16 protein-coding genes are annotated in these 26,020 nt (G+C 66.4%); 8 read left to right on the forward strand and 8 right to left on the reverse strand.

Translation table 11 applies throughout. The features are described from left to right. The first annotated feature begins 52 nt into the window (after positions 1–52). A complete protein-coding gene (locus NX773_RS14085; RefSeq protein ID WP_258856954.1) occupies positions 53–8,731 on the forward strand; it encodes an Ig-like domain-containing protein in 8,679 nt (2,892 codons plus the stop codon). 12 nt (positions 8,732–8,743) lie between these two features. Here the strand turns inward: NX773_RS14085 and NX773_RS14090 are convergent, their stop codons facing one another. From NX773_RS14090 to NX773_RS14125, 8 genes are all read right to left on the reverse strand, one after another. Continuing rightward, positions 8,744–9,250: a GNAT family N-acetyltransferase gene (locus NX773_RS14090; RefSeq protein WP_258856955.1), complete on the reverse strand. Its 507-nt coding sequence runs from the start codon at positions 9,248–9,250 to the stop codon at positions 8,744–8,746. Next, positions 9,247–10,461, reverse strand: a complete 1,215-nt coding sequence (locus NX773_RS14095; protein ID WP_258856956.1) for a 6-phosphofructokinase — start codon at positions 10,459–10,461, stop codon at positions 9,247–9,249. Before NX773_RS14095 ends, NX773_RS14090 begins: the two co-directional genes overlap by 4 nt. 135 nt (positions 10,462–10,596) lie before the next feature. Continuing rightward, a complete protein-coding gene (locus NX773_RS14100; protein ID WP_258856957.1) occupies positions 10,597–12,606 on the reverse strand; it encodes a S9 family peptidase in 2,010 nt (669 codons plus the stop codon). A gap of 151 nt (positions 12,607–12,757) precedes the next feature. Beyond that, complete coding sequence (locus tag NX773_RS14105) at positions 12,758–14,155, reverse strand: M20/M25/M40 family metallo-hydrolase (protein ID WP_258856958.1); 1,398 nt, start codon at positions 14,153–14,155, stop codon at positions 12,758–12,760. A 69-nt stretch (positions 14,156–14,224) separates the two neighbouring features. Then, on the reverse strand, positions 14,225–16,306 hold the full coding sequence (locus NX773_RS14110; protein WP_258856959.1) for a sodium:solute symporter family protein: 2,082 nt from the start codon (positions 16,304–16,306) through the stop codon (positions 14,225–14,227). Next, entirely contained in the window at positions 16,303–16,617 is a 315-nt protein-coding gene (locus NX773_RS14115) for a DUF4212 domain-containing protein (RefSeq protein ID WP_307728591.1), read from the reverse strand. The genes NX773_RS14110 and NX773_RS14115 overlap by 4 nt, the downstream gene beginning before the upstream one ends. Beyond that, positions 16,607–18,130, reverse strand: coding sequence for a sensor histidine kinase (locus NX773_RS14120; protein ID WP_370662254.1), 1,524 nt, complete (start codon positions 18,128–18,130; stop codon positions 16,607–16,609). Before NX773_RS14120 ends, NX773_RS14115 begins: the two co-directional genes overlap by 11 nt. Continuing rightward, a complete protein-coding gene (locus tag NX773_RS14125) occupies positions 18,127–18,837 on the reverse strand; it encodes a response regulator (protein WP_258856961.1) in 711 nt (236 codons plus the stop codon). Before NX773_RS14125 ends, NX773_RS14120 begins: the two co-directional genes overlap by 4 nt. 209 nt (positions 18,838–19,046) lie before the next feature. Here NX773_RS14125 and recA point away from each other — a divergent pair, with 209 nt between their 5' ends. The 7 genes from recA (at position 19,047) to NX773_RS14165 (ending at position 25,986) form a co-directional block, all read left to right on the forward strand. Next, the gene (gene recA / locus NX773_RS14130; protein WP_258823409.1) at positions 19,047–20,126 is read left to right on the forward strand and encodes a recombinase RecA; all 1,080 of its coding nucleotides are present in this window, start codon (positions 19,047–19,049) and stop codon (positions 20,124–20,126) included. A gap of 55 nt (positions 20,127–20,181) precedes the next feature. After that, a complete protein-coding gene (gene recX / locus NX773_RS14135) occupies positions 20,182–20,634 on the forward strand; it encodes a recombination regulator RecX (RefSeq protein WP_258856962.1) in 453 nt (150 codons plus the stop codon). A 422-nt stretch (positions 20,635–21,056) separates the two neighbouring features. Beyond that, a complete protein-coding gene (locus tag NX773_RS14140; RefSeq protein ID WP_258823411.1) occupies positions 21,057–21,620 on the forward strand; it encodes a DUF2889 domain-containing protein in 564 nt (187 codons plus the stop codon). A gap of 59 nt (positions 21,621–21,679) precedes the next feature. Continuing rightward, positions 21,680–22,849, forward strand: a complete 1,170-nt coding sequence (sucC, locus tag NX773_RS14145; protein ID WP_258856963.1) for an ADP-forming succinate--CoA ligase subunit beta — start codon at positions 21,680–21,682, stop codon at positions 22,847–22,849. Positions 22,850–22,867: 18 nt separating this feature from the next. Further along, positions 22,868–23,749, forward strand: coding sequence for a succinate--CoA ligase subunit alpha (gene sucD / locus NX773_RS14150; RefSeq protein ID WP_258856964.1), 882 nt, complete (start codon positions 22,868–22,870; stop codon positions 23,747–23,749). Positions 23,750–24,003: 254 nt separating this feature from the next. Beyond that, positions 24,004–24,459, forward strand: a complete 456-nt coding sequence (locus NX773_RS14160; RefSeq protein ID WP_307728592.1) for a pilin — start codon at positions 24,004–24,006, stop codon at positions 24,457–24,459. A 99-nt stretch (positions 24,460–24,558) separates the two neighbouring features. Further along, complete coding sequence (locus NX773_RS14165) at positions 24,559–25,986, forward strand: O-antigen ligase family protein (RefSeq protein WP_258856965.1); 1,428 nt, start codon at positions 24,559–24,561, stop codon at positions 25,984–25,986. Positions 25,987–26,020 lie beyond the last annotated feature (34 nt).

The following is a 26,020-nucleotide window of genomic DNA, read 5'->3' on the forward strand; positions in this document are numbered from 1 at the left end:
GTGACGTGCGCCAGCGCGCCGCGCGTCCGCCAGCCAAACAGAAAGAACAAGAATGAACCGCACCCTGATCGATGCCGCCACCGGCACACCCAACGCAGCCGTCGAGGACGGCGCAGCCTTCGCAAGCGCAACCACGAGCAACGTGGCGCGCAAGGAAGTCGTTTTCATCGACACCGCGGTCGCCGACTACCTGTCGCTGGAAGCGGCGGTGCGCCCGGGCGTCGAGGTGGTCAGGATCGATGGCGGCCAGGACGGGCTGGCGCAGCTTGCAACGTGGGCGCAAACGCATAGCGGCTACGACGCGATCCACATCCTGTCGCACGGTACGGCGGGAACACTGCGCATTGGCACCGACGAGGTGAATACGGCGAACGTGGCGTCGGCCCCGGTGCGGGACCAGTTCGCCGCGCTCGGGCAAGCGCTCAATGCGGGCGGCGACCTGCTGCTGTATGGCTGCGACGTTGGCGCTGGCGCGGACGGGCAGCAATTGGTGGCCGCCATCGCCACGGCCACCCATGCGGACGTTGCCGCCTCCACCGACACCACCGGCGCCGCCAGCATGGGCGGCAACTGGAGCCTTGAATTCAGCAGCGGCCAGATCGACAGCGCCAGCGTTGTCGACGTCAGCCACCAGGACGCCTATGCCGGCGTGCTGACCTTGCCTGCGAACGGGTATACGACCTTTTCCAATATCACCGCGCCGATCTCCTACGGCCAGCTTGCGTCCGGTATCCCTGGGACGCTCAGCGTTTCCGACATCGCTGGCAGCGGCTGGAATTTGAACACATATACCGCCAGCAGCAGCATCGTCTTTACCGTCAAAGGCGTCTATAACAATGGTCAGGCGTTCGTTCGCGTTCAAGGCAGCAACATCAGCTATGTGGACTGGACACTGAACGACAGCACTTACACGTTCGACCTGCAATCGTTCGATCTTGCGCCGACGAGTATCGGCTGCACTTTCACGATCCAGGCGATCGACTCGTCGAACAACCTGATCGCCGGCTCGGCATTCTCCATCTCGGCAAGCGGCACCAGTGCCACCGCGCCGACTTTTGCGCCGGCGGAGGTGCCGGCTTACCTGACGCCGCTATACAACGACATCCACGGGTTCCGGATCACGCTGCAGGATGCCGGAAGCTACTCGCCGATGTTCGACAACATCCTGATCAACGACCTCAAGCAGTCCAACAGTCCGCCGACCTCGGTCTCCGCCCCTTCCATCAGCGGCACCACAACGCTGGGCAGCCTGCTCGGCGCCAGCACGGGCACCTGGTCCGATTTCGACGGCGATACGCTGACCTACAGCTACCAGTGGTACCGGGCAGTGGACAGCAGCGGCACCTCCGCCGCGATGATCACCGGCGCTGCGAACAGCACCTACATGCTGGATGCCGCCGATGCGCACAAGTACGTGAAGGTCGCGGTGACGGCCAACGACGGCCAGGGCCACGCGGTCACCAGTGCATCGGGGTGGACCGCCGTGACCGACTCGGTGCCGGTCAACACGGCGCGCCCGACGATCACGGGCACCGTGGCCGTCGGCAGCGCGGTGGGCGCCGCCAGCGGCAGCTGGATCGACGTCGACGGCGACTCCCTTACCTACAGCTACCAGTGGTTCCGTGCCGACGACAGCAGCGGCACCAACGCGGCGCTGATAACCGGGGCCAACACCGCCAGCTACACCCCGAGCCTTTCGGACAAGGACAAGTACCTCAGTGTCAAGGTGACGGCCAACGACGGCAATGGCAGCCTGACCCAAACCGGCTCGACATGGTCGCTGGTCACGGAGATCCCGACCGTCACCAACGTCACCTCGTCCGATGCGAACGTGGCTTACAAGGCCGGTTCGACGCTGACGATCACGGTCGGCATGAGCAGCGCGGTCACGGTCGATACCAGCGGCGGCACGCCCAAGCTGGCGCTGTCGAGCGGCGGCACCGCAAACTACAGCGGCGGCTCGGGCACGTCGACGCTGAGCTTCAGCTATGTGGTCGGCGCCAACGAGAACTCGTCCGACCTGGATTACAGCTCGACAGCCGCGCTGTCGCTCAACGGCGCCACGATCAGGAATGCCGCGAACGTGGACGCGAACACGACGCTGGCCGTGCCCGGAACAGCCGGCTCGCTCGGCGCCAACAAGGCCATCGTCATCGACACCACCCCGCCTGCCGCCAGCGCAACCGCAATCTATTTCAGCGCGGACTCCGGCGCATCCGCGAACGACCTGGTGACGAACGTCGCCTCGCAGACGATCATGGGCATGCTCTCGGCCCCGCTGGCTGCGGGCGAGACGATCATGGCCTCGCTGAACAACGGCGCCACCTGGATCAACGCCAACGGCATCGTCGGCTCGACCACCTTCATGTTCTTCGGCACACTGTTCGGCAGCGACACCCTCAAGGTCAAGCTCGTCGACGCCGTCGGCAACGAGGGCAGCGTGTATTCGACCAGCTATGTGCTCGATACTGTCGCTCCGGCCAACACGATCGGAGCCATCGCGCTTTCTTCGGACACCGGCATTTCGTCCACCGACTTCATCACCAAAAGCACCAGCCCGACCATCACCGCGACCTTGAGCGCGCCCGTGGCAGGAACCGACATCGTGTATGGCTCGGTCAATGGCGGCCTCACCTGGACCAACATCACGAACAGGGTGTCGGGCACCTCGATCATCTGGAGCGGCGCCACGCTCGGCAATGGCACCGACTCGATCAAATTCAAGGTGACCGACCTGGCGGGGAACGACGGTACCGTCAGCACCCAGTCCTACACCCTGGACACCGTTGCGCCGACCATAAGCATCAGCACCGCCGGGTTCTCCAGCGATACCGGGGTGTCGCCGGTGGACTTCGTCACCAGCAGCGCGCTGCAAACCATCAGTGGCACGCTCAGCGCCAACATCGCCGCCGGCGAAACGGTCTGGGTGTCGCTCGACAACGGCAGCACCTGGTCCGCCGCGACCAGCGCCGGCAACGTGTGGAACCTGGCCGGCGTGGTGCTGGCCGGCAGTGGCACGCTCAAGGTCAAGGTCAGCGACGTGGCCGGCAACGACGGTCCGGTGTACGCGCAAGCGTATGTGCTTGACACCGTCGCGCCGACGGTCACCTTCAGCAACCTGCAGCTGTCAGCCGATACCGGCAGCTCCAGCACCGACTTCATCACGAACGCCGCGGCCCAGACGATCACCGCGACGCTCAGCGCGGCGCTGGCGGCAGGCGAGACCTTGTACGGCTCGATCGATGGCGGCGCCACCTGGACCAACATCACCGCCAAGGTCTCCGGCACCACGCTGGCCTGGAATGGCGTCACGCTGGCTGCCGGCAGCGGCACGCTCAAGCTGTTCGTCGCGGACAGCGCCGGCAACCAGGGCGCCGGCACGGCGCGAGCCTACACGCTCGATACGACCGCCCCCGCGCTCACCTTCGGCAACGTGCACATCTCGGCCGACACCGGCGTGAGTTCCTCCGACCTCATCACCAACACGGCCAGCCAGACCATCACCGCCACGCTGAGCGGGGCACTTGCTGGGGGCGACATCGTGTACGGTTCGACCGACGGCGGCGCCACCTGGACCGACGTCACGGCCAAGGTCTCGGGCACCGCGCTGGCTTGGGACGGAGCGCTGCTGTCCGGCGCCAGCAGCATCAAGCTGAAGGTGAGCGACGCGGCCGGCAACGACGGCGCGGTGGCCAGCCAGTCCTACGTGCTCGACACCACCGCCCCGGCCAAGACCGGCGCAAGCGTTTCCTTCTCCAGCGACACCGGCACCTCAGCCACGGACCTGGTGACCCGCACCGCGGCGCAGACCATCACCGGCACGCTCACCGCCGCGTTGGTGAGCGGCGAAGCCGTGTATGTCTCGCTCGACAACGGCGCGACCTGGACCACGGCCAGCGCCGTCCCGGGCCAGGCGACGTGGTCGCTGACGGGGCAGACGCTGGCGGGCAGCGGCACCATCAAGGTCAAGGTTGGCGACACGGCCGGCAATGACGGCGCCGTCTTTTCGCGCGCCTATGTGCTCGACACCACCGCGCCTGCGATCACGGCCGGGAATATCGCCCTGTCCGCGGACACCGGCAGCTCCAGCACCGACTTCGTCACCAACACCGCCGGCCAGACCATCGGCGCCACCCTCAGCGCCGCGCTGGCCGCAGGCGACGTGGCGTACGGCTCGCTCGACGGCGGCGCCACCTGGACCGACATCACGGCCAAGGTCTCCGGCACCACGCTCGCCTGGAACGGCGTCACGCTCGTGGGCAGCAACACGATCAAGTTGAAGGTCAGCGACCTTGCCGGCAACGATGGCGCCGTCGCCAGCCAGGCGTACACGCTCGACATGATCGCTCCGGCGCTCACCTTCGGCAACGTGCACATCTCGGCCGACACCGGCGTGATGTCCACCGACTTCATCACGAACACGGCCAGCCAGACAATCACCGCCACGCTGAGCGGCGGCCTGGCGGCGGGCGACATCGTGTACGGCTCGACCGACGGCGGCGCCACCTGGACCGATGTCACGGCCAAGGTCTCGGGCACGACGCTCACATGGGACGGCGCAACGCTCACCGGCAGCAGCATCAAGCTGAAGGTCAGCGATGCTGCCGGCAATGACGGCACGGTGACCGCCCAGTCCTACGTGCTCGACACCACCGCACCGACCAGGACCGGGGCGAGCGTCAGCTTCTCCAGCGACACCGGCGCCTCGGCCACGGACCTCGTGACCGGCGCCGCCGCGCAGAACATCACCGGCACGCTCAGCGCTGCGCTGGCAAGCGGCGAAGCGGTGTACGTCTCGCTCGACGATGGCGCGACCTGGGCCATGGCCAACGCGTCGGCCGGTCAGGCGACGTGGTCGCTGCCGGGGCAGACCCTCTCGGGCAGCAGCACCATCAAGGTCAAGGTTGGCGACACTGCCGGCAATGACGGCCCGGTCTATTCGCACACTTATGTGCTCGACACCGCCGCGCCCGCGATCACGGTCGCGAACATCGCCCTGTCCGCTGATACGGGTTCGTCGGCCAGCGACTTCGTCACCAATACCGCCAGCCAGACCATCAGCGCCATCCTGAGCGGCGCGCTGGGCGCGGGCGAAGTGCTGTACGGTTCGCTCGATGGCGGCGCTACCTGGACCGACATCACGGCCAAGGTTGCCGGCACCACCATTGCGTGGGACGGCGTCACGCTCGCCGGCAGCAACACGATCAAGTTGAAGGTCAGCGACCTGGCGGGCAACGATGGCGCGGTGGTCAGCCAGGCCTGGACGGTCGACACCACGGCGCCGGTCGTAACGTTCAGTGGCCTGCGCCTGTCGGCCGACACCGGCGGCTCGGGCGCCGACTTCGTCACCAGCGCGGCCAGCCAAACCATCAGCGCGACCCTCAGCGCGGCCCTGGCGGCCGGCGACACCGTTTACGGCTCGCTCGACGGCGGCGCGACCTGGACCGATGTCACCTCCAGGGTCTCGGGTACCACGCTGGCCTGGGACGGCGCGCTGCTGGCCGGCGCGAGCACCATCAAGCTGAAGGTGAGCGACGCAGCCGGCAATGATGGCCCCGTGTACGCCCAAGCCTATGTGCTGGACACGACAGCCCCCGCCGCCGCGGCGACCAGCGCCGCGTTCTCGAACGATACCGGCACCTCGGGCACGGACCTGGTCACGAAGAGCGCGGCCCAGACGATCAGCGGCACGCTGTCGGCCAGCGTCGCAGCCGGCGAGACCGTCTATGTATCGCTCGACGCTGGCGCCACCTGGACCGCCGCCAGCGCCAGCGGCAGCACCTGGTCGCTGGCTGGCCAGACGCTCACCGCAAGCGGCACGCTGAAGGTCAAGGTCAGCGACATCGCCGGCAATGACAGCGCCGTGTATTCGCACGCGTACACGCTGGATACGACCGCTCCGGCCACCACCTTCTCGAACCTGGCCTTGTCGGCGGACACCGGCGCTTCCGCCAGCGACTTCGTCACCAGCACGGCCGTCCAGACCATCACCGCCACGCTGAGCGGCAGCCTGGCGCTTGGTGACATCGTGTACGGATCGACCGACAACGGCGCCACCTGGACCGACGTCACGGCCAAGGTCTCGGGCACCACGCTGGCCTGGGACGGCGCAACGCTCACCGGCGACACCATCAAGCTGAAGGTCGTCGATGCGGCCGGCAACGACGGCGCGGTGGCCAGCCATTTCTACGTGCTGGACAGCGCTGCGCCGGCCAATACCGGCGCGAGCGTCAGCTTCTCCAGCGACACCGGCGCTTCCGCTACCGACCTGGTGACCCGCACCGCGGCGCAGACCATCAGCGGCACTCTCACCGCCGCGCTGGCCAGCGCCGAAGGCCTGAATGACGCCGTGTATGTGTCGCTCGACGATGGTGTCACCTGGACGATGGCCAACGCCTTGCCGGGCCAGACCACCTGGTCGCTGCCGGGGCAGACCCTCACGGGCAACGGCGTCATCAAGGTCAAGGTGAGCGACATGGCCGGCAACGACGGCCCGGTCTATTCGCAATCCTATGTGCTCGACGCGGCTGCGCCGGCGGTCGCGATCGGCGGCCTGGCGCCGTCGTCCGACACTGGCATCTCCGGCACCGACAGGCTGACCAGGCTGGCCACCCCGACCTTCAATGGCACCGCGGAAGCGGGCGCACTGGTCAAGCTGTTCGATACGGATGGAACCACGCTGCTGGGCAGCGCGACCGCGGACGGCGCGGGCAGCTGGACGATCACCGCGTCGGCGATGGCGGGCGGTAGCCACGATGTCAGCGCGACCGCGACCGACACCGCAGGCAACACCGGGGACGCGCCCGCGCGCCTGCACATTGACATCGACTTGACGGCGCCGACGGCGCAGGCCGTGCCGGTGCTGCAGGCGGCAAGCGACAGCGGCGCCGTGGGCGACGGGCTGACCAACCTGGCCACCCCGACCGTCGCCGGCCACGGCGAGGCGTTCGCGCAGGTGAGCCTGTATGACACCGACGGCGCCACGCTGCTGGGCAGCGCGCAGGCGGATGCAACCGGCGCCTGGCAAATCACCGCCAGCACGCTGGCCGACGGCAGCCATGCCTTGAGCGTCAAGGAAACCGACGCCGCCGGGAACGTCTCCGCAGCCAGCGCGCCGTTGAACCTGGTGATCGACACCACCGCGCCGGCCGCGCCGGCCGCGCCCACGCTGACGGCCGCCTCCGACTCCGATACCCGGGGCGATGGTGTCACCGAATACTTGCCGGTGTTCGAGGGCAGTGCGCTGGCCAATGCCAGGGTCGAGCTGTTTGACGGCGCGACCAGGATCGGCGCCGCCACGGCCGACGCAAGCGGCAAGTGGACGATTGCGCCGGTCAGTATGCAGCTTGGTACGCACAGCGTGACCGCGCGCCAGTATGACGCAGCTGGAAACCTGTCCGGCGCCAGCGCGACGTTCGCGCTGCGCGTCGTCGAAAAAGCCGCGCAGACCAGCCTGGTCGATGGCGTACAGGTTGGGACGACGCAGGTGACCCTGCCGGGAGGCCAGGCCGGCGCGGCCGTCGTTATCCCGATCGTCACGCCGACCCGTGTCGAAAGCACCGGCAGCCCCGGCGTGGCCGACATTCCGCTGGCAAGCAACGCCGGCGGCAGCGTCCTCACCGCGCAGGTAGCACCGGGGTATGGCTTGACGGCCACCGGTGCGCCGAGCCAGCCGGCTGCGAACGCAAGTGCCACGCTGATCGCCGCGATCAAGGCCGCCACGCCTGACCACCCGATCGACGACCAGGGCCACCTCACCGGCAACGGCCAGAGCTTCCTGGACAAGCTGCCGGCGGCGCAGCCGCTGCTGGTCCAGACCGTGGTGCCCGTGGTGGCCGGCCCCACAGCCCCGACGGGCAGCCTGAATCTGAACGGCGCGGGAAGCCTGGACCAGCACGTGGCGCTGGTGATCGACACCAGCAGGCTGCCCAGCGGTTCCACCATCGGCCTGCAGAACGTCGACTTTGCGGCGGTGATCGGCGGCGCCAACGTGGTGTCCGACGGCCGCTCGCAGCTGCTGTCGGGCGACGCTGCAAGCCAGCACTTCACGGTGGCCACCGGCGGTTCCGGCGCGATCTACGCCGGCGGCGGCAACGACGGTTTCACCTGGGGCTTGCCGCCGGCGCAGAACGGCGCGAACGTACGGGCAGACGTGGCGCCTGTGGCTACCCAGACGCTAATGCACGGCGGCGCGGGCAGCGACACAATCACCTTCAATGGCAACCGCGACAGCTTCAACATCGAGTTCCACAACGGCTACCAGGTGGTCAGCAGCAAGGCCCAGCCGTCCGTGAAGGCGCTGGTGGTCAACGTCGAGACCCTGCAGTTCGGCGACAGCGCGCTCGCCATCCCGACCGGCGACGACCTCACCACCATTGCCGGCCTGTACCAGGGCATCTACGGCCGCCAGGCCGACCTGTACGGCTTCGAGTTCTGGGCCGATGCGCACCAGCAGCACGGCATGAGCTGGGGCAAAATGGCGATGATGATGATCACGCAGGGCGAGTGGAACGCGCAGCACGAGGCGCTCAACGGCACCACCAGCCACGACGTCGAAGTGCTGTATGAAGCGCTGTTCAGCCGCAAGGCCGATGCTGCGGGCCTGGATTTCTGGGTCGGTGTGATGAAGCAGCAGGGGCTGAGCCTTGAGCAAGTGGCCGACTACATGGTGCAGGCGCCGGAAATGAACGGGCACCGCGAGATGGTAACGAACTGGGACTTCCTGGTCTGAGGCGTCCTGGTGCTACCGTGCCGGCGTCGCTTCAGCGCCGGCCTGCCACAGCAGCTCGTGGCGCATCTCGTCGCTGCGCGCCAGCGTGAAGCCCAGGCGCTGGTAGAGGCGCAGCGCGGCCTCGTTGCTGCGTAAGACCGACAGGGCAAGCGATGCGTGCGCCGCCTGCGCCTGGTCGCGCACCGCGCCGAGCAGCGCGCCGCCATGGCCGCGTCCGCGCTCGCCCGGCATCAGCGCTATGTCCACCACACGCCAGTCGCGTCCCGAGGCATCGAGCAACAGGCGGCCGATGGGCCGGGCGTCGCACTCGAGGATCAGCGCGGCGGCGTGCGGGAACGCCATCCGCCAGCTCGTTTCCTGTGCGTGGCGCTGCATGTCGATCAGCTGTTCGAGCACGGGCGGCGGCAGCGGCAACTGGCGCAGGTCGTCTCGCGTCGAGGCAAACAGCGCGCGGCAGAAGGCGGCGTCCGCCTCCGTGGCCGCACGCAGGGTGAGCGGGGAAGGCAGGGGGAAGCTCATCGCTTGAGCACCTTCTCGACCGTCGCGCCACGCAGGCGGAAGGCGTCCGGCATGCGCGAGCCCAGCAAGGGCCGCAGGTACAGGCGAAACGCATCGGTGACGTCGGTGCCCGAGGGCGCGATGAACTCGTCCTCCATGGTGCGGGTCTTGCCCGCGACCGCGTCCAGCGGCTGCAGTTCGTAATCGACCGAGTAGAAGCCGGTGCGGCGGATCGCCACCGAGCCGTCGCGGTCGCCCCACATCGCAAACTGCACCGCCTTTTCGCCCACTTCGCGCGCCTCGCGCTGGTCCACGTCCGACACGCAGCCGATGAAGGAGCGCTGCAGGTAGCCGAAGGTGTCCCCGCGCACCCGCTTGATCCCCAGCCTGGACTTGATCTCATCGCACAGCAGGTCGGCCAGCGCGCCGGTGCCGGACAGCTGCACGTTGCCGTGCTGGTCGCGCTCGATCTCCTTGGCCAGCAGCGTGGCCACCGGCTGGCCGGACGCATCGTGGATGCCTTCGGACACCGCGATCACGCAGCGGCCATGGCGCTCGTACATCGCCTTCACGTCCGCAAGGAAGCGCTCCAGCTCGAAGGTACGTTCGGGCACGTAGATCAGATGCGGGCCGTCGTCGGGGAATTTTTTGCCCAATGCCGAAGCGGCCGTGAGGAAGCCGGCGTGGCGCCCCATCACCACGCCAACGTACACGCCCGGCAGCGCGGCGTTGTCGAGGTTGGCGCCGGCAAAGGCCTGCGCCACGAAGCGCGCGGCGGACGGAAAGCCGGGCGCGTGGTCGTTGCCGACCAGGTCGTTGTCGATGGTCTTGGGAATGTGGATCGAGCGCAGCGGGTAGCCTGCCTTGCGCGCCTCTTCGCTGACGATGCGCACGGTGTCGGCCGAGTCGTTGCCGCCGATGTAGAAGAAGTGTTCGATCTCGTGGGCGCGCAGCACTTCGAAGATGCGCTGGCAGTAAGCCATGTCCGGCTTGTCGCGCGTCGAGCCCAGCGCCGACGACGGGGTGGCGGCGACCAGCTCGAGGTTGTGGCTGGTCTCCTGGGTCAGGTCGAGGAAGTCCTCGTTGACGATGCCGCGCACGCCATGCAGCGCGCCATAGATGCGGGTGACGTTGCGAAAGCGCCGCGCCTCGAGCGTGACCCCGACCATCGACTGGTTGATGACAGCGGTGGGGCCGCCTCCCTGTGCGACCAATATTTTGCCTGACGACATAGCATCCTCGCGATTTGTTAGCGTTGATACGTCGTCCCGGCGCAGGCCGGGACCCATGCTGAGTTCGCAGGACCGCACTGCCGACAACTTTGCAAGCTCAGCATGCGTCTCGGCTTTCGCCGGGACGACGGCTGGTTATTGCTGCTTCTGCGAGCCCGGCCCGATGTTCTTGTCCAAGAACTTCTCGACGCGGGTCCAGAAATCGTAGTTGTTCTTCGGCAGATGCCAACCGTGTCCTTCGTCCGGATACTCGATCCATTCGACGTTCTTGTTCGTCCTGGTCACCGCATCATAGAACTGTTTGCCGTGGTACATCGGCACGCGCTCGTCCACGCCACCGTAGGCCATCAGCACCGGCTGGGTGATGCGCGACGCCTGCTCGATCGGCGAGGTCGCCTTGAGCTGGGCCGCATCCTTGACCGGGTCGCCGATCATCTCGGGCATGCCGTACTGCTTCCATTCGTCCGTCATGTCCGAGCGGTAGTTCCAGCTGCCCTTGTACATCAGGTTGATGTCGGTCACGCCAACCCAATTCACGCCGCACTTGTACAGGTCCGGGTCGTTGACCAGGCCCATCAGGGTGGCGTAGCCGCCGTAGCTGGCGCCGGCGATGCAGATCCGCTTCGGGTCGGCGATGCCTTTGCCGATCAGGTAGCGGGTACCATCGGCCACGTCGTTCTGCATGGCCAGGCCCCATTGCTTGAAGCTGGACAGCATGTGCCTGGAGCCCAGCCCGGTGGTGCCGCGGAACGACGGCTCGAGCACGGCATAGCCGCGTGAGGCCAGGAACTGGCTGATCGGGTTCCAGCCCCAGGCGGTGCCGTTGACCCACGGGCCGCCGTGGACCAGCACCACCAGCGGCAGGTTGCTCTTGCCGCTGGGCGGCAGGGTCAGCAGGGCAGGGATATCGAGGCCGTCACGCGCCTTGTAGCGGATCGGCTGCTGGCGTCCCATCTGCCTCGGGTTGATGGCGGGGTGCGAGTCGCCGACTTTGCTGACTTGCCTGGTGTCCTTGTTGTACAGCCAGTAGGCCGGCGGAATCACGTCCGAATAGCCCACCACCAGCACCCACGGCGCTTCCTTCTTGGGCGTGGACAGCAGCAGGTTGACGGTGGCAGGCAGGGCCTTGTCCACCTCTTGCTGGAGCGCCTTCATGCCCGGGTCGAGCCATTCCTGCGAACGGGCATCGGTGGTGAAGTCCAGGCCCAGCACCTTGTCCTTGTTCGTGATGAGCTTGCCGTTGAAGTCGTACCCGGCGGTGACGATCACGGGATCCGGATTGATGGTGCCGGTCTTGAAGTTGAAGGTGTACAGCGACCGGGTGTCCTTGCCGGCCATGGCCGTCACGTACAGCGTGCCGTCCGGACCGAAGCCGACCGGGAGGATCTTGTCGCTGTCTTGCTTGTACGGGTCGAAGCTGGCCAGCTTGCGCCATTCGTTGTTGGCCGGGTCGCGGTAGTACATGGTGGTCAGGTTCTTGTCCGTGCCTGTGGCCAGGCGCGGCTCTCCCTTCTCATCGAGCATCCAGCCCTGCACCTTGGCCGGCCGCGGCACCATCTCGGTCTGGCCAGTGACCGTGTTCAGGCGCAGCAGCGAGATATGGCTCAGCTTTTCGGTTTCCGCCCACTCCGGCCGAAACACGTACACCCATTCCGAATTTTTGGGGCCGGACTGCTCGAACAGGTAGGTGTTGTAGGGCTGGATCTTGCGGCCGAGCGACTGGGCGCCGATGAAGCGGTCCGCCAACTGCACCAGGTTGCTGCCATCGCGGTTCACCGCGAACAGGCCGGGCGCGTAGCGCTTGTCGCCCAGGCCCAGATCCTTGTCCTGCACGTTGAATACGAGCCGTTCGTCGTTCACCCAGCGGAAGGTGTCGATGTCGGCGTCGTTGTAGGCGGCCACCACCTTGCCGGTGTTGGCGGTCAGGTCCACCACCATCAGCATGTCGTGCTGGCCTTCGGCGCCGGCGCGGGCGGCGATGTATTTACCGCTCGGCGACAGGGTCGCGCCGCCGAATTTGGCGCTGGCGAAGAACGCTTCGACCGATGGCGGCGCAGCGGGCGCGGCGGCCGGTTCGGCGTGGGCGGTGGAGATGGCAAGCGCGAGCAGCAGGCTGGCGCACGCGGTACGGTAAGGGAACGGCATGGGTTTTCTTCCTTGTTATTCTGGTCGTTGTGCCGCCGGGCGGCTTGCTCAAGAATAACAGCTAGGTTTCCATGACGCTATGCGCTGTTGCCATTTCATGCGCGGCGGATAGGGCAGGTTTTCCTGCCCGCGCGTGCCGCCGGCGCCGAACTTACCCGCCCAGTTTTTTCAGCAGCACCACCCAGTGGTCCACGTTGTCGTCCAGCGCCTTCACCGGCAGCCGTTCGTCGCGCCCGTGCGCGCGCAGGTCGGTCGGCACGATCGACCAGCCGCCATCGACCCCGTACACCGGAATGCCCGCCTCGCGGAACGCACGCGCGTCGCTGGCGCCGGTGCTCATCTCGGGGAACACCGGCGCGCCCGGATGGTGCGTGTGGACCGCCTCGGTGAACGCGGCCACAACGTCCGCACGCAGCGGCGAAGCCAGCGAGGTCACGTACTTGTCGGCGCGCGTGACCGCCACGCCCGGATCGGCCGCCACTTTTTCCAGCTCGGCCCGCACCGCATCCGGCGACACACCCGGCATGATGCGGCAGTTGATGTTGGCGGTGGCCGTCTGCGGCAGCGCGTTGTCGGCATGGCCGCCGGACAGCAGCGTGGCCACGCAGCGCGTGCGCGTCAGGCCAACTTCGCCTTCGTCGGCTTCGATGAAGTCGGCGGCCTTGCCGTCCGCAGGGTTCTTCAGCCAGGCGCGCATCGCGTCGCCCAGGGCGCCGGTCTCGTTTTTTTCGCGGCCGGCGAAGTAGGCGCGCGTGGTTTCATTGAGCACCGGCTCGAAGCGATAGGTCTCCAGGCGATGCAATGCGTTGGCCAGCTGGTAGATGGCGTTGTCGGCGCGTGGCTTGGACGAGTGGCCGCCGCGGTTCTTCACCGTGAAGGTGTAGTCGGCAAAGGTCTTTTCGGCGCTTTGCATGGTGAAGCCCAGCGCGCGGCCGTCCGGGGTGAAGCCGCCGCCGCCGCCGTCGGCGTTCAGGCCGTATTCGACGTCCAGCAGGTCGTGCCACTTGGTCGCGCCGAGCGTGGCGCCGATCCCGACCGTCTCCTCGTCGCCGGTGTAGAACACGATGATGTCGCGCCTGGGCGCAAAGCCGCTGGCCTTGAGCTTGAGGATGGCGGCGGTGGTGGCGGCGATGCCGGACTTGATGTCGGTGGTGCCGCGGCCGTAGTAATAGCCGTCCTTTTCGGTGAACACGAACGGATCGGTGTCCGACCAGTCCTCGCGTTTGGCCTCGACCACATCCATGTGGGCCATGACCATGATCGGCTTGGCGGCCGGCTTGCCGGGCGCGCGCCAGCGCACGATCAGGGCGGCCGTCTTCTCGTAGGGCATGACGTGGATGTCGGCATCCGGGATACCGGCCGCGCGGTACTGGTCGGCCAGCCAGTTGGCCAGTTCGGGCACCCGGTCGCGGCCCGCCACCGTGGGCACGTTCACCGCATGCTCGAGCAGCGCGCGCGCCTTGGCGTGCCATTGGTCGTTCTGGGGTGTCGCCTGCACGGCGGCCGGCAAGGCCAGCAAGAGGATCTTCAACAGGGTGCGCGCTGCCATTCGGTGGTCTCCTTTGATGGTTTTGTTGTACAGCAAGAAAATTATCACATCGGCATGGACCTGGGCCGCTCACTGCGGCGTTGGCGCCTGTGAATCGGCCGCCTGTTCCGGCGCGCGGATGTAATCGACCAGCCCGGCGCTGCTGCGGTGTGGCGGCGCGGTGAGCAGGCTGCCGATGACGATCGCGGCAAAACCGGCCGGCACGCCGAACACGCCGGCCGAAATCGGCGCGATGTTCCACCATGCCGCTGCCAGGCTGCCGCCCAGGCTGGGGTTCGTGTGCAGCATGTAGAACAGGCAGACCACGAAGCCCACCACCATGCCTGACACCGCGCCGACGTGGTTGGCGCGCTTCCAGAACACGCCCGCCACCAGTGGCGGGAACAGGGTCGATGCCGCCAGCGAGAACGCGGCCCCGACCAGCGACAGGATGTCGGCCGGCTTTTGCGAGGCGGCGTAGGCGGCAATGAAGGCCACCGCGAGCAGCAGCAGCTTGGAGATCGTCACCCGCTTCTGGGTGGAGGCGCCCGGGTCCACGATCTTGTAGTAGATGTCGTGCGAGAGCGCGTTGGAGATCGCCAGCAGCAGCCCGTCGGCGGTGGACAGCGCGGCCGCCAGGCCCCCGGCGGCCACCAGGCCCGAGACCACGTAGGGCAGCCCGCCGATCTCGGGCGTGGCCAGCACCAGCACGTCGCCGTCGATCGCGATCTCGGCCAGCTGCACGATGCCGTCGCCGTTGATGTCGGTGACGTTGATGAGCGGGTTGACCCGGTCCACGTTGGCCCAGTACGAGATCCACGAGGGCAGGTGGTGGTAGTCGCTGCCGACCAGGAAGGTGTAGATGTCGTACTTGGCCAGCACCGCCAGCGCCGGGATGGTCAGGTAGATCAGCAGGATGAAGAACAGGGTCCAGAACACCGACACCCGGGTTTCGTTCACCGACGGCGTGGTGTACGAGCGCATCAGGATGTGCGGCAGCGCGGCGGTGCCCATCATCAGGCACAGCGCCAGCGCCAGGAAGTTGTTGCGGCGGATGTCGGACGCCTCGTCGGACGCGCCGGGGAAGGGCGTCGCGTGCGGCTCGGGCGGGCGCGCGCGCGCCAGGTTGGACGCCTTCAGCTCGGTCCAGACGCGCACCGCGTCCTCGGGATTCTTCGGGTAGGCCGCCAGCTCGCGCTCGGCGGCGCGGATCTCGGTGAGCGAGGCGTTGCGCAGGCGCGCCGCGTCCAGCTTGCGCTGCACTTCGCGCTTGCCGGCCGCCCACGACGCCGGCAGGCCGGCCAGGCGGCGCTGGTAGTCGGCCGCGCGCTGCAGGAAGCGGTCGCGTACGTCCTGCTCGCGCGGGTCGTGCACCAGCTGGGCTTCGCGCTGGGCCAGCTTGGGCAGCACCGAGCCGTAGGCGATCTGCGGCACCGGGTTGCCGGCGTGCTTGGTGGACAGCCACATGGTCGGGATCAGGAACGCGACCAGAATGATGATGTACTGGGCCACCTGGGTCCAGGTGATCGCGCGCATCCCGCCCAGGAACGAGCACACCAGAATGCTGGCCAGGCCGAGGAAGATCCCGACCGAGAAATCGACGCCGGTAAAGCGCGAGGCGATCAGGCCCACCGCGTAGATCTGCGCCACCACGTAGGTGAACGAGATGATGATGGTGGCGCCCACCGCGATCACGCGCACCGGGCCGCCGCGCGAACCCGCGCCGCCGCCGTAGCGCGCGGCCAGGAAGTCGGGCACGGTGTACTGGGCGAATTTGCGCAGGTAGGGGGCGATCAGCAGCGCCACCAGACAGTAGCCGCCGGTCCAGCCCATGATGTAGGCCAGCCCGTCGAAGCCGCGCAGGTACAGGCTGCCGGTGAGGCTGATGAAGCTGGCCGCCGAGATCCAGTCGGCGGCGGTGGCCATGCCGTTGAACAGGGCCGGCACGCGCCGCCCGGCCACGTAGTATTCCGAGACGTTGGAGGTGCGCGTGATCACGCCGATGGTCGCGTACAGAACGATGGTCGCGAACATGAACAGGTAGCCGATCCACAGGCGCGGCATGCCTTCGCGCTCGAGCAGGCCAAGCGCCAGCAAAAAGGCGATGAAGCAGGCGGTGTACCAGAGATAGTAGCGCGACAGCCGTTGGAAGTAGTTGTGCGCCGCGTTCATGCGATCTCCCCGGCCGCGCGCGCATATTCGCGGTCCAGGCGGCGCATGCGGATCGCGTAGCCGCCGATGATGGCCAGGTACACCAGCGAGGCGCCCTGCGCCGCCATGTAGAACGACAGCGGCCAGCCGAACAGCGTCAGGTGTGCCAGGGCGCGCGCGAAGTAGACCGTGCAAAAGCCGGTCGCCAGCCACAGGGCCAGCAGCAGCAGCGTGAAGCGGCGCGCGCGCTGCCAGTGCAGCTCGCGCGCGCGCGCAAGCTGTTCTCGCTGTTGCTGGTCGGGCACGGAGGCGGGAGGGGCGCTAGGAGGCATGGTCGTCGGTGATCGCGGGTGGCGGGAAGGTCAGCCGGAACAGGCTGCCCGGGTTTTTTTTCGAATGGCTGCGCGGGTTGTTGAACAGGTCGATCTCGGCGCCGTGCTGCTGCGCGATCTCGCGCACGATGGCCAGGCCCAGGCCGCTGCCGGAGGCCTGCGAGCCAAGAATGCGGTAGAAGCGCTCGAACACGTTGGCGCGCTCGGACGGGGCGATGCCCGGGCCGGTGTCTTCCACTTCGAGCAGCGCGTTCTCGCCGTCGCGCCGCACGCGCACGGTGACGCTGCCGCCCGCGGGCGTGTAGCGCAGCGCGTTGTCGATCAGGTTCGACAGCATCTCGCGCAGCATCATCGCGTTGCCGGCGATTTCGATCTTGTCGTCGAGCGGCTCGAAGCCCAGGTCGATCTGGTGCGCGAACGAGGCCTGCACCCATTCCTGCACCGTGTTGCGTGCCAGCTGGACCAGGTCGACCTTCTCGAACGCCAGGCCCGCGTGCGGCTGGTTCTCGGCGCGCGCGAGCGCCAGCAGCTGGTTCACCAGGCGTGTGGCCGACTCGCTGCTCTTGGCCAGCTGCTCGAGCGAGCGGTGGATCTCGTCGGCGTCGAGCTGGCGCAGCGCCAGTTCGGACTGCATGCGCATGCCGGCCAGCGGGGTCTTCATCTGGTGCGCGGCGTCGGCGATGAAGCGCTTTTGCATGTCGATCGTCTGCGACAGCCGTTCGAGCATGTCGTTGAGCGAGCCGACCAGCGGCGAAATCTCTTCCGGCACCTGGCGCGAGTCGATCGGCGACAGGTCGTCCGGGCGGCGCGCGCGGATGCGCTCCTGCAGCTGGGCCAGCGGCGACAGCCCGCGCGAGAGCGCGAACCAGACCAGCGCCAGGATCACCGGCAGGATGATGAACTGGGGCAGGATCACGCCCTTGATGATCGCGTTGGCCAGCTGGGCGCGCTTTTCCAGCGTCTCGCCCACCTGCACCAGCGCCAGGCTGCCGTCGGCGTCGGGATGGGCCGGGTCCAGGTGCACATAGGCGTAGGCGATGCGCACCGGGGTGCCGTGCAGGCGGTCGGTGCGGAACTGGACCTCGGGGCCGTCCACCACCTCTTCCTCGGACGGCAGCGGCAGGTCGCGGTCGCCGTCCACGAAGGCGCCGTGCGGGCCGGTCACCTGGAAGTACACGCTGTCCACGTCGTCGGCGCGCAGGATGTCGCGCGCGCTGTCGGGCAGGTGCGCGGTGAGCTTGCCGTCCACCTCGCGCACCTGCTGGGCCAGCACGGTCAGGTTGTCCTTGAGCGCGTGGTCGAACGGCTCGTTGGCGATCGACTTGGCCACCAAATAGGTAATCGCGATGCTCATCGGCCACAGCAGCAGCAGCGGCGCCAGCATCCAGTCCAGGATCTCGCCGAACAGCGAGTGCTGGATGTTCTCCTCGGGCTCGGGATTGGGCGGTACGTACGGCGCCTCGGCGGCCCGGGCATCGGGCAGCCTGGTCAGGCCGGCGTCGCGATCGTTCACTTGCTGTCAGTGGCCGCTGCGGTGGGGGGACGGTTGGCGTCCGAGTATTTTTCCAGGCAGTAGCCAAGGCCGCGCACGGTGGCGATGCGCACCCCGCCGACCTCGATCTTCTTGCGCAGGCGGTGCACATAGACCTCGATCGCGTTGTTCGAGACCTCCTCGCCCCACTCGCACAGGTGGTCCACCAGCTGCTCCTTCGAGACCAGGCGCCCGGTGCGCGCCAGCAGCACCTCGAGCAGGCCCAGTTCGCGCGCGGACAGGTCGAGCATCTGGTCGTTGATGTAGGCGCTGCGCCCGACCTGGTCGTAGGTGAGCGGGCCGTGGCGGATCACGGTGGGGCCGCCGCCGGCGCCGCGGCGGGTGAGGGCGCGCACGCGCGCCTCGAGCTCGGACAGCGCGAACGGCTTGGCCATGTAGTCGTCCGCGCCCAGGTCCAGGCCGTTGACGCGCTGCTCGATCGAGTCGGCCGCGGTGAGGATCAGCACCGGCAGGAGCGAGCCGCGCGCGCGCAGGCGGCGCAGCACCTCGAGCCCGGACAGCTTGGGCAGGCCAAGGTCAAGGATGAGCAGGTCGAATTCCTGGGTCGACAGGGCGGTGTCGGCATCCTGGCCGTTCTTGACGCAGTCGATCGCATAACCGGACTGGCGCAGCGAGCGGGTCAGGCCGTCGGCGAGCACGCTATCATCTTCGGCAAGTAAAATACGCATTTCGGGGCACCGGGTGAAAGGTGTGTGATTAGACCTGATATATCTCTGTATTGTGTTTGATTTGCCGCAACAACGCGAGCTTTGTCAAACACCCGGCAATTTTGCGCTTGCAAACACTACTGTTTTTTTATACAGTACCGCCTGTGATGACGCGCGGCCGTTTTTGCGCTTTCCCAGCGACCTTGCCTTCTTCTGACTGAAAGAAAATTATGGACGACAAAAAATCCGCAGTAAATGCTTCCGAAAAGAGCAAGGCGCTGGCCGCCGCTCTGGCACAGATCGAAAAGCAGTTCGGCAAGGGCTCGGTCATGCGCATGGACGCCAATGCGCCGGTCGAAGAAGTGCAAACCGTCTCCACCGGCTCGCTCGGGCTGGACATCGCGCTGGGCGTGGGCGGCCTGCCGCGCGGGCGCATCGTCGAGATCTACGGTCCCGAGTCGTCCGGTAAAACCACGCTGACCCTGCAGACCATCGCGCAAATGCAAAAGCTGGGCGGCACCTGCGCCTTCATCGACGCCGAGCACGCGCTGGACGTCACCTATGCCCAAAAACTGGGCATCAACCTGTCCGAGCTGCTCATTTCGCAGCCGGACACGGGCGAGCAGGCGCTGGAAATCACCGATGCGCTGGTGCGCTCGGGCTCGGTGGACCTGGTGGTCATCGACTCGGTGGCCGCGCTCACCCCGCGCGCCGAGATCGAAGGCGACATGGGCGACGCCCTGCCGGGCCTGCAGGCACGCCTGATGTCGCAGGCGCTGCGCAAGCTCACCGCCTCGATCAACCGCACCAACACCCTGGTCATTTTCATCAACCAGATCCGCATGAAGATCGGCGTCATGTTCGGCAACCCGGAAACCACCACCGGCGGCAACGCGCTCAAGTTCTATGCGTCGGTACGCCTGGACATCCGCCGCACCGGCTCGATCAAGTCGGGCGACGAGGTGATCGGCAACGAAACCAAGGTCAAGGTCGTCAAGAACAAGATCGCGCCGCCGTTCAAGGAAGCCCACTTCGACATCCTGTACGGGGAAGGCACCTCGCTGGAAGGCGAAATCCTCGACCTGGGCGCCGACAACAAGGTCATCGAGAAGTCCGGTTCGTGGTACAGCTACAACGGTGAGCGCATCGGCCAGGGCAAGGACAACGCCCGCCAGTTCCTGAAGGAGCGTCCGGCGCTGGCGCGCGAGATCGAAAACAAGGTCCGTGCCGCACTCGGCGTGCGCGAGCTGCCGCCGGTCGAAGAAGACGGTGGCAAGCCCAAGCTCAAGGCCGTCGGCGCCGACGAATGATGGGTAGGGTGGGCTCTCGAGCCCACGCCGTGCACGAAGCGGGAGCCGACCAGCCATGCCCGAACTGAGCCTGAAAGCCCGCGCACTGCGCTACCTCTCCACGCGCGAGCACAGCCGGCTCGAGCTGGGCCGCAAGCTGGCACGCTACGCCGAGGAGGGTGAGGACGTCGAAGCCGTGCTCGACTTCCTCGAGAAGAACAACTGGCTGTCGCAGGAGCGTTTTGCCGAAGCGCTCGTGCACCGCAAGGCCGGCCGCTACGGCAACAGTCGCGTGGTGGCCGAACTGCAGAACCACGGCGTGGGCGGCGAGGCCCTGGCCGAGCTCAAGTCCGGGCTGGCCGAAACCGAGCTCGCGCGCGCCAGGGAAGTCTGGCGCCGCAAGTTCGGCAAGGTGGCACAGGATGCCGCCGAGCGCGCCAAACAGATGCGCTTCTTGCTGCAGCGCGGCTTTTCGCAGCGGGCCGTGCGTGCCGCCATGCAGGGCGGCGCGGACGACGACGAACTGTAGGGTGGGCTCTCGAGCCCACGCGATGCGACGCGCGTCGCACCAGGCGCGCGCAAGCAGGAGCCCAACCTGCGCGCCACAGAATCAAGCGCGGAGCGCCATCCGCCGCACGTCTAACCCGCGTGCTCCTCACCGCAGATGGCGCTGCGCGCTTGGTTTTGTTTTCCCTTGCCGCAGTCGGCGACCTGACCGCACGGGCTGTCAGGTCCCTGTCAGTCATCCAAAGGACCCGAACTCAGGTATTCACGATCGCGTTGCCTGCTTGGCAATTATCGAATGCTGCAGTGCAGCCAGTCGCAAGCATGTGCTAAACTTTCGAGGTTTCAGCAGCGCCGCATGAGCGGTAGTTGCCGTAGAAGCTGCGGCAACGTGCATCAGGCACACGGCTGCGTAATTTATCGCCGCATTCCCGGCACTTGGTTTTTATGCCCCTGTCTTCTCCCGTCCCGCGCCAGCTCCGGCACACGCGCGCCATCACTGTCCAAGCGTACGCGCGCGAGGACGGCTTGTGGGATCTCGACGCGTCCATCAGCGACGTCAAGGTCAGGGACATCCTGCTCGCCTCTGGCGTGCGCGAGGGCGGCAAGCCGGTGCACGACCTCAAGCTGCGGGTGACCATCGACCGCGAGCTCGTGATCGTCGATGCCGAAGCCGCATCCGATGCCGTTCCCTATCCTGGTTTTTGCGACACCATCGCCGACGCCTACAAGAAACTGATCGGCTTGTCGCTGATGAAACATTTCCGGTTGCACCTGAAGGACCGCCTGTCCGGCGTGCTCGGTTGCACCCATCTCACCGAACTGGCGCAGGTCCTGCCGACGGCGGCGATCCAGGCTTACGCCAACGACGTGTTCCAAACCCGCGACGGCGTGGACGAGGACGGCGCCGAGCGCCCGTTCCAGATCGACCGCTGCCACGCATTGCGTGCCGATGGCCCGGCCGTGGCCAAGTTCTACCCGCGCTGGGTGGCCAAGCCCGTGACCAGTTAGGCGTCGCGTTTTTTCGATTTCAACCTTAATCAGACCTGTAAGAGGGAAGGGAAGACAGCATGAAAATCCATGAGTATCAAGGCAAAGAAATCCTCCGGAAGTTTGGAGTGACCGTTCCGCGCGGCATTCCGTGCATGTCGGTGGACGAGGCCGTGAAAGCAGCTGAACAGCTGGGCGGCCCGGTCTGGGTAGTCAAGGCGCAGATCCATGCTGGCGGCCGCGGCAAAGGCGGCGGCGTGAAAGTGGCCAAGTCGCTCGAGCAGGTGCGCGAATACGCGAACCAGATCATGGGCATGCAGCTGGTCACCCACCAGACCGGCCCGGAAGGCCAGAAAGTGCGTCGCCTGCTGATCGAGGAAGGCGCCGACATCAAGAAGGAACTGTACGTGTCGATGGTCACCGACCGCGTCTCGCAGCGCGTGGTGCTGATGGCCTCGTCGGAAGGCGGCATGGACATCGAGGAAGTGGCGCACTCGCACCCGGAAAAGATCCACAACGTGGTGATCGACCCGTCGATCGGCCTGACCGACAAGGACGCCGATGACATCGCCCGCAAGATCGGCGTGCCGGAAGGCTCGATCGCCGACGCGCGCAAGAACCTGCAAGGCCTGTACAAGGCGTACTGGGAAACCGACGCTTCGCTGGCTGAAATCAACCCGCTGATCCTGACCGGCGACGGCAAGGTCATCGCACTGGACGCCAAGTTCAACTTCGACTCGAACGCCCTGTTCCGTCATCCGGAAATCGTCGCCTACCGCGACCTGGACGAAGAAGATCCGGCCGAAGTCGAGGCATCGAAATTCGACCTGGCCTACATCTCGCTGGACGGTAACATCGGCTGCCTGGTGAACGGCGCCGGCCTGGCCATGGCCACCATGGATACCATCAAGCTGTTCGGCGGCGAGCCGGCCAACTTCCTCGACGTGGGCGGTGGCGCAACGGCCGAGAAAGTGACCGAAGCCTTCAAGATCATGCTGAAGAACCCGGGCCTGAAGGCCATCCTGGTCAACATCTTCGGCGGCATCATGCGTTGCGACGTGATCGCCGAAGGCGTGATCACCGCGTCCAAGGCCGTGTCGCTGAACGTGCCGCTGGTTGTGCGCATGAAGGGCACCAACGAAGACATCGGCAAGAAAATGCTGGCCGAATCCGGCCTGCCGATCATCTCGGCCGACACCATGGAAGACGCAGCGAAGCAGGTCGTGGCCGCTGCTGCTGGCAAAGCCTAATACGCGAAGGATAGAAAAATGTCGATTCTGATTAACAAAGACACCAAAGTTATCACCCAGGGTATCACCGGCAAGACCGGCCAGTTCCACACCCGCATGTGCCGCGACTACGCCAACGGCCGTGAAGCCTTCGTGGCCGGCGTGAACCCGAAGAAAGCCGGCGAGGACTTCGAGGGCATCCCCATCTTCGCCAGCGTCAAGGAAGCCAAGGCCGAAACCGGCGCCACCGTGTCGGTGATCTACGTGCCGCCCGCAGGCGCCGCCGCCGCGATCTGGGAAGCCGTTGAAGCCGAGCTCGACCTGGCAATCTGCATCACCGAAGGCATCCCGGTCCGCGACATGATGGAAGTGAAGGACCGCATGGCCAAGGCTGGTTCCAAGACCCTGCTGCTGGGCCCGAACTGCCCGGGCCTGATCACCCCGGACGAGATCAAGATCGGCATCATGCCGGGCCACATCCACAAGAAGGGCCGCATCGGCGTCGTGTCGCGCTCGGGCACCCTGACCTATGAAGCGGTTGGCCAGCTGACCGCGCTGGGCCTGGGCCAGTCGTCGGCAGTCGGTATCGGCGGCGACCCGATCAACGGCCTGAAGCACATCGACATCATGAAGATGTTCAATGACGACCCGGACACCGACGCCGTCATCATGATCGGCGAAATCGGCGGCCCGGACGAGGCCAACGCCGCTTACTGGATCAAGGACAACATGAAGAAGCCGGTGGTTGGCTTCATCGCTGGCGTCACCGCCCCCCCGGGCAAGCGCATGGGCCACGCCGGCGCGCTGATCTCGGGCGGCGCCGACACCGCGCAAGCCAAGCTGGAAATCATGGAAGCCTGCGGTATCAAGGTCACCAAGAACCCGTCGGAAATGGCTCGCCTGCTCAAGGCCATGCTGTAAGACATTCTGGTCGTAGCGAAAAGGGAGCCTGCGGGCTCCCTTTTTTCATCCGCCCCTCTCTTTTGACCAATGACAAACTTTGTCCGCGCGCGCTGACAATTTTTGTCACTTATCGAACAAAAAATGTTCCGGAAACGGCTGCTTATTGCATATTCAGCAATAAATCGCCATACTTTCCAGCTGGCACGGCAATTGCTCATAGGAAAGCGTGGCAAGAAGCGGTGTCACCCAACCTTAACCTGGAGAGATGAAAAATGAAATCGATGAAGATCGTTAAGAAAGCCCAAGCCGGCTTCACCCTGATCGAACTGATGATCGTGGTTGCGATTATCGGTATCCTGGCCGCCGTGGCAATCCCGGCCTACCAGGACTACGTCGCCAAGTCGAAATTCGCCGCTGCGCTGGCGGAAGTGTCTGCTGGTAAGACCGGCGTCGACGTCCTGATGAACCAAGACCCGAATGCAGTGCAAGCAGACGTGCAGAGCGCATCGGGCCTGAAAGCGGCAAGCAACACTTGCAGCAGCGACACCGCCAGCGCCGCGAACGCCGGTGTTGTGACCCTCGTTTGCACCATCAACGGTGGCCCGGCAACCGTTGCCGGCAAGACGATCACCCTGAGCCGCACTGGCGCCGGTGCCTGGAGCTGCGACACCAACCTGGCAGCCGCCGACAAGACCAAGATCGCTGGCACCAGCTGCAACGGTAGCTAATCCAGACCATGGCGATGCCCGGGCATCGCCATCGACAGAAAGCCGTCTGGTGTAAGCCAGGCGGCTTTTTTATCCCCAAAACACAGGCCGAGGGCGATCTTGCAAACGACGAGAGAGAACGGGATGCTGGTTGTCACCTTGCTCTGCACAGCCTTGTGCGCCAATTTCATGCTGGTGGCCGGGCACGATTTCCAGCGCGTTGTCGAGATCGTCACCCTGCTTTGCGTTGGGGCCTGGCTGCTGGCGTCGCGTTCGGACGTGGCAGGCCGGCTGTTTGCCGGAGCGGCTGGCAAGATGCTCGCGGTGTTTTTCCTGCTCGGCATGCTCAGCAGCATTCAGGCACGCGAACCGCGCCTGGCCGCTTTCGAAACCTCCGTATTTTTCCTGCTGTATGCCGTCGCCATCGCTGCAGGCGCCGAGATCGCCAAGCGTGGACTGCCGGCATTGCTTCGGATCCTGCAGGTCGTCGCCATTGCCGGCGCTCTTTACACGATCAAGTTCTTCGCCGCCTACTTCGGCTCGTTCTATCTTGACATTGCGCTGGCGGCCGACGATTTCACGCCTGGCTTCAGCAATATCCGCTTCTTTAACCACGTCCAGACCTCGACCTTGCCTTTGCTGGTCCTGCTGTGCAGCCTGACGCCGCGCGCGTCCCGGCTGCGCTGGCTGTGGCTGGCCGTCACCGCCTACTGGTGGATGGCCTTGTACGCGACCACCGCGCGCGGCACGCTGGCGGGCATGGCCGCCGCCTGCGCCGCGGCTGCCTTCCTGCTGCGGGGCGCCGCCTTGCCCTATCTCCGGCAGGTCGGGTTGACCGCAATGCTGGGCGTGGTCGGCTACGTCGTGCTGCTCGTGATCGTTCCCGCGCTGCTCGGCGCGCAAGGAATCGGCGCCTTCACCTTTGCGGTCGAGCGCACGGTGACCGATCCGGCCTCCGGAAGGTTGCCCCTGTGGCACCAGGCCGTGACGCTGATCCTGCAGCACCCCTTGCTTGGTGTCGGGCCGATGCACTTTGCTCACTTTGGCCGCCCGGTGCACCAGGGAGCCCACCCGCACGACTGGCTGCTGCAGATCGCCAGCGAATGGGGCTTGCCGGCGCTGGTCTGCCTGCTGGCCGCGATCGCGATCGTCCTGCGTGCGCTGGTGCGCGCGGCACGCCAGGTCGATGCACACGATCGGAACAACCGCGCCGTTGCCGCAGCCCTGCTGGTGGGGGCGGTGGCGATCCTGGTTGACGGGACGGTTTCCGGCATCATTGTGATGCCGCAGAGCCAGCTGGGGATCGCTCTGTACCTGGCTTGCGCGACCGGTTGGTACCGCACGGTCGTGCCGGTGACGCAGGTGTCCGGCGCCGGCGGGACCGCGCGCCTTGTGGGCGCCGTGCTGGTTGTCGCCACCATGGCCGGGCTGGCGAACCTGCTACCGGACGGGCTGGCACGCTTGCGCGCCGAGCCCTTGAGCCCGGCGCTGGAAGCCGTGAACGCGGGACCGTCGTGGCCCCGGCTGTGGAAGGAAGGTTATTTCTGACGACGGCGCGAGGCCGCGCCGCCGGCCCCACCCC

This window comes from Massilia solisilvae (assembly GCF_024753215.1).
Classification (GTDB): Bacteria; Pseudomonadota; Gammaproteobacteria; order Burkholderiales; family Burkholderiaceae_D; genus Telluria; species Telluria solisilvae.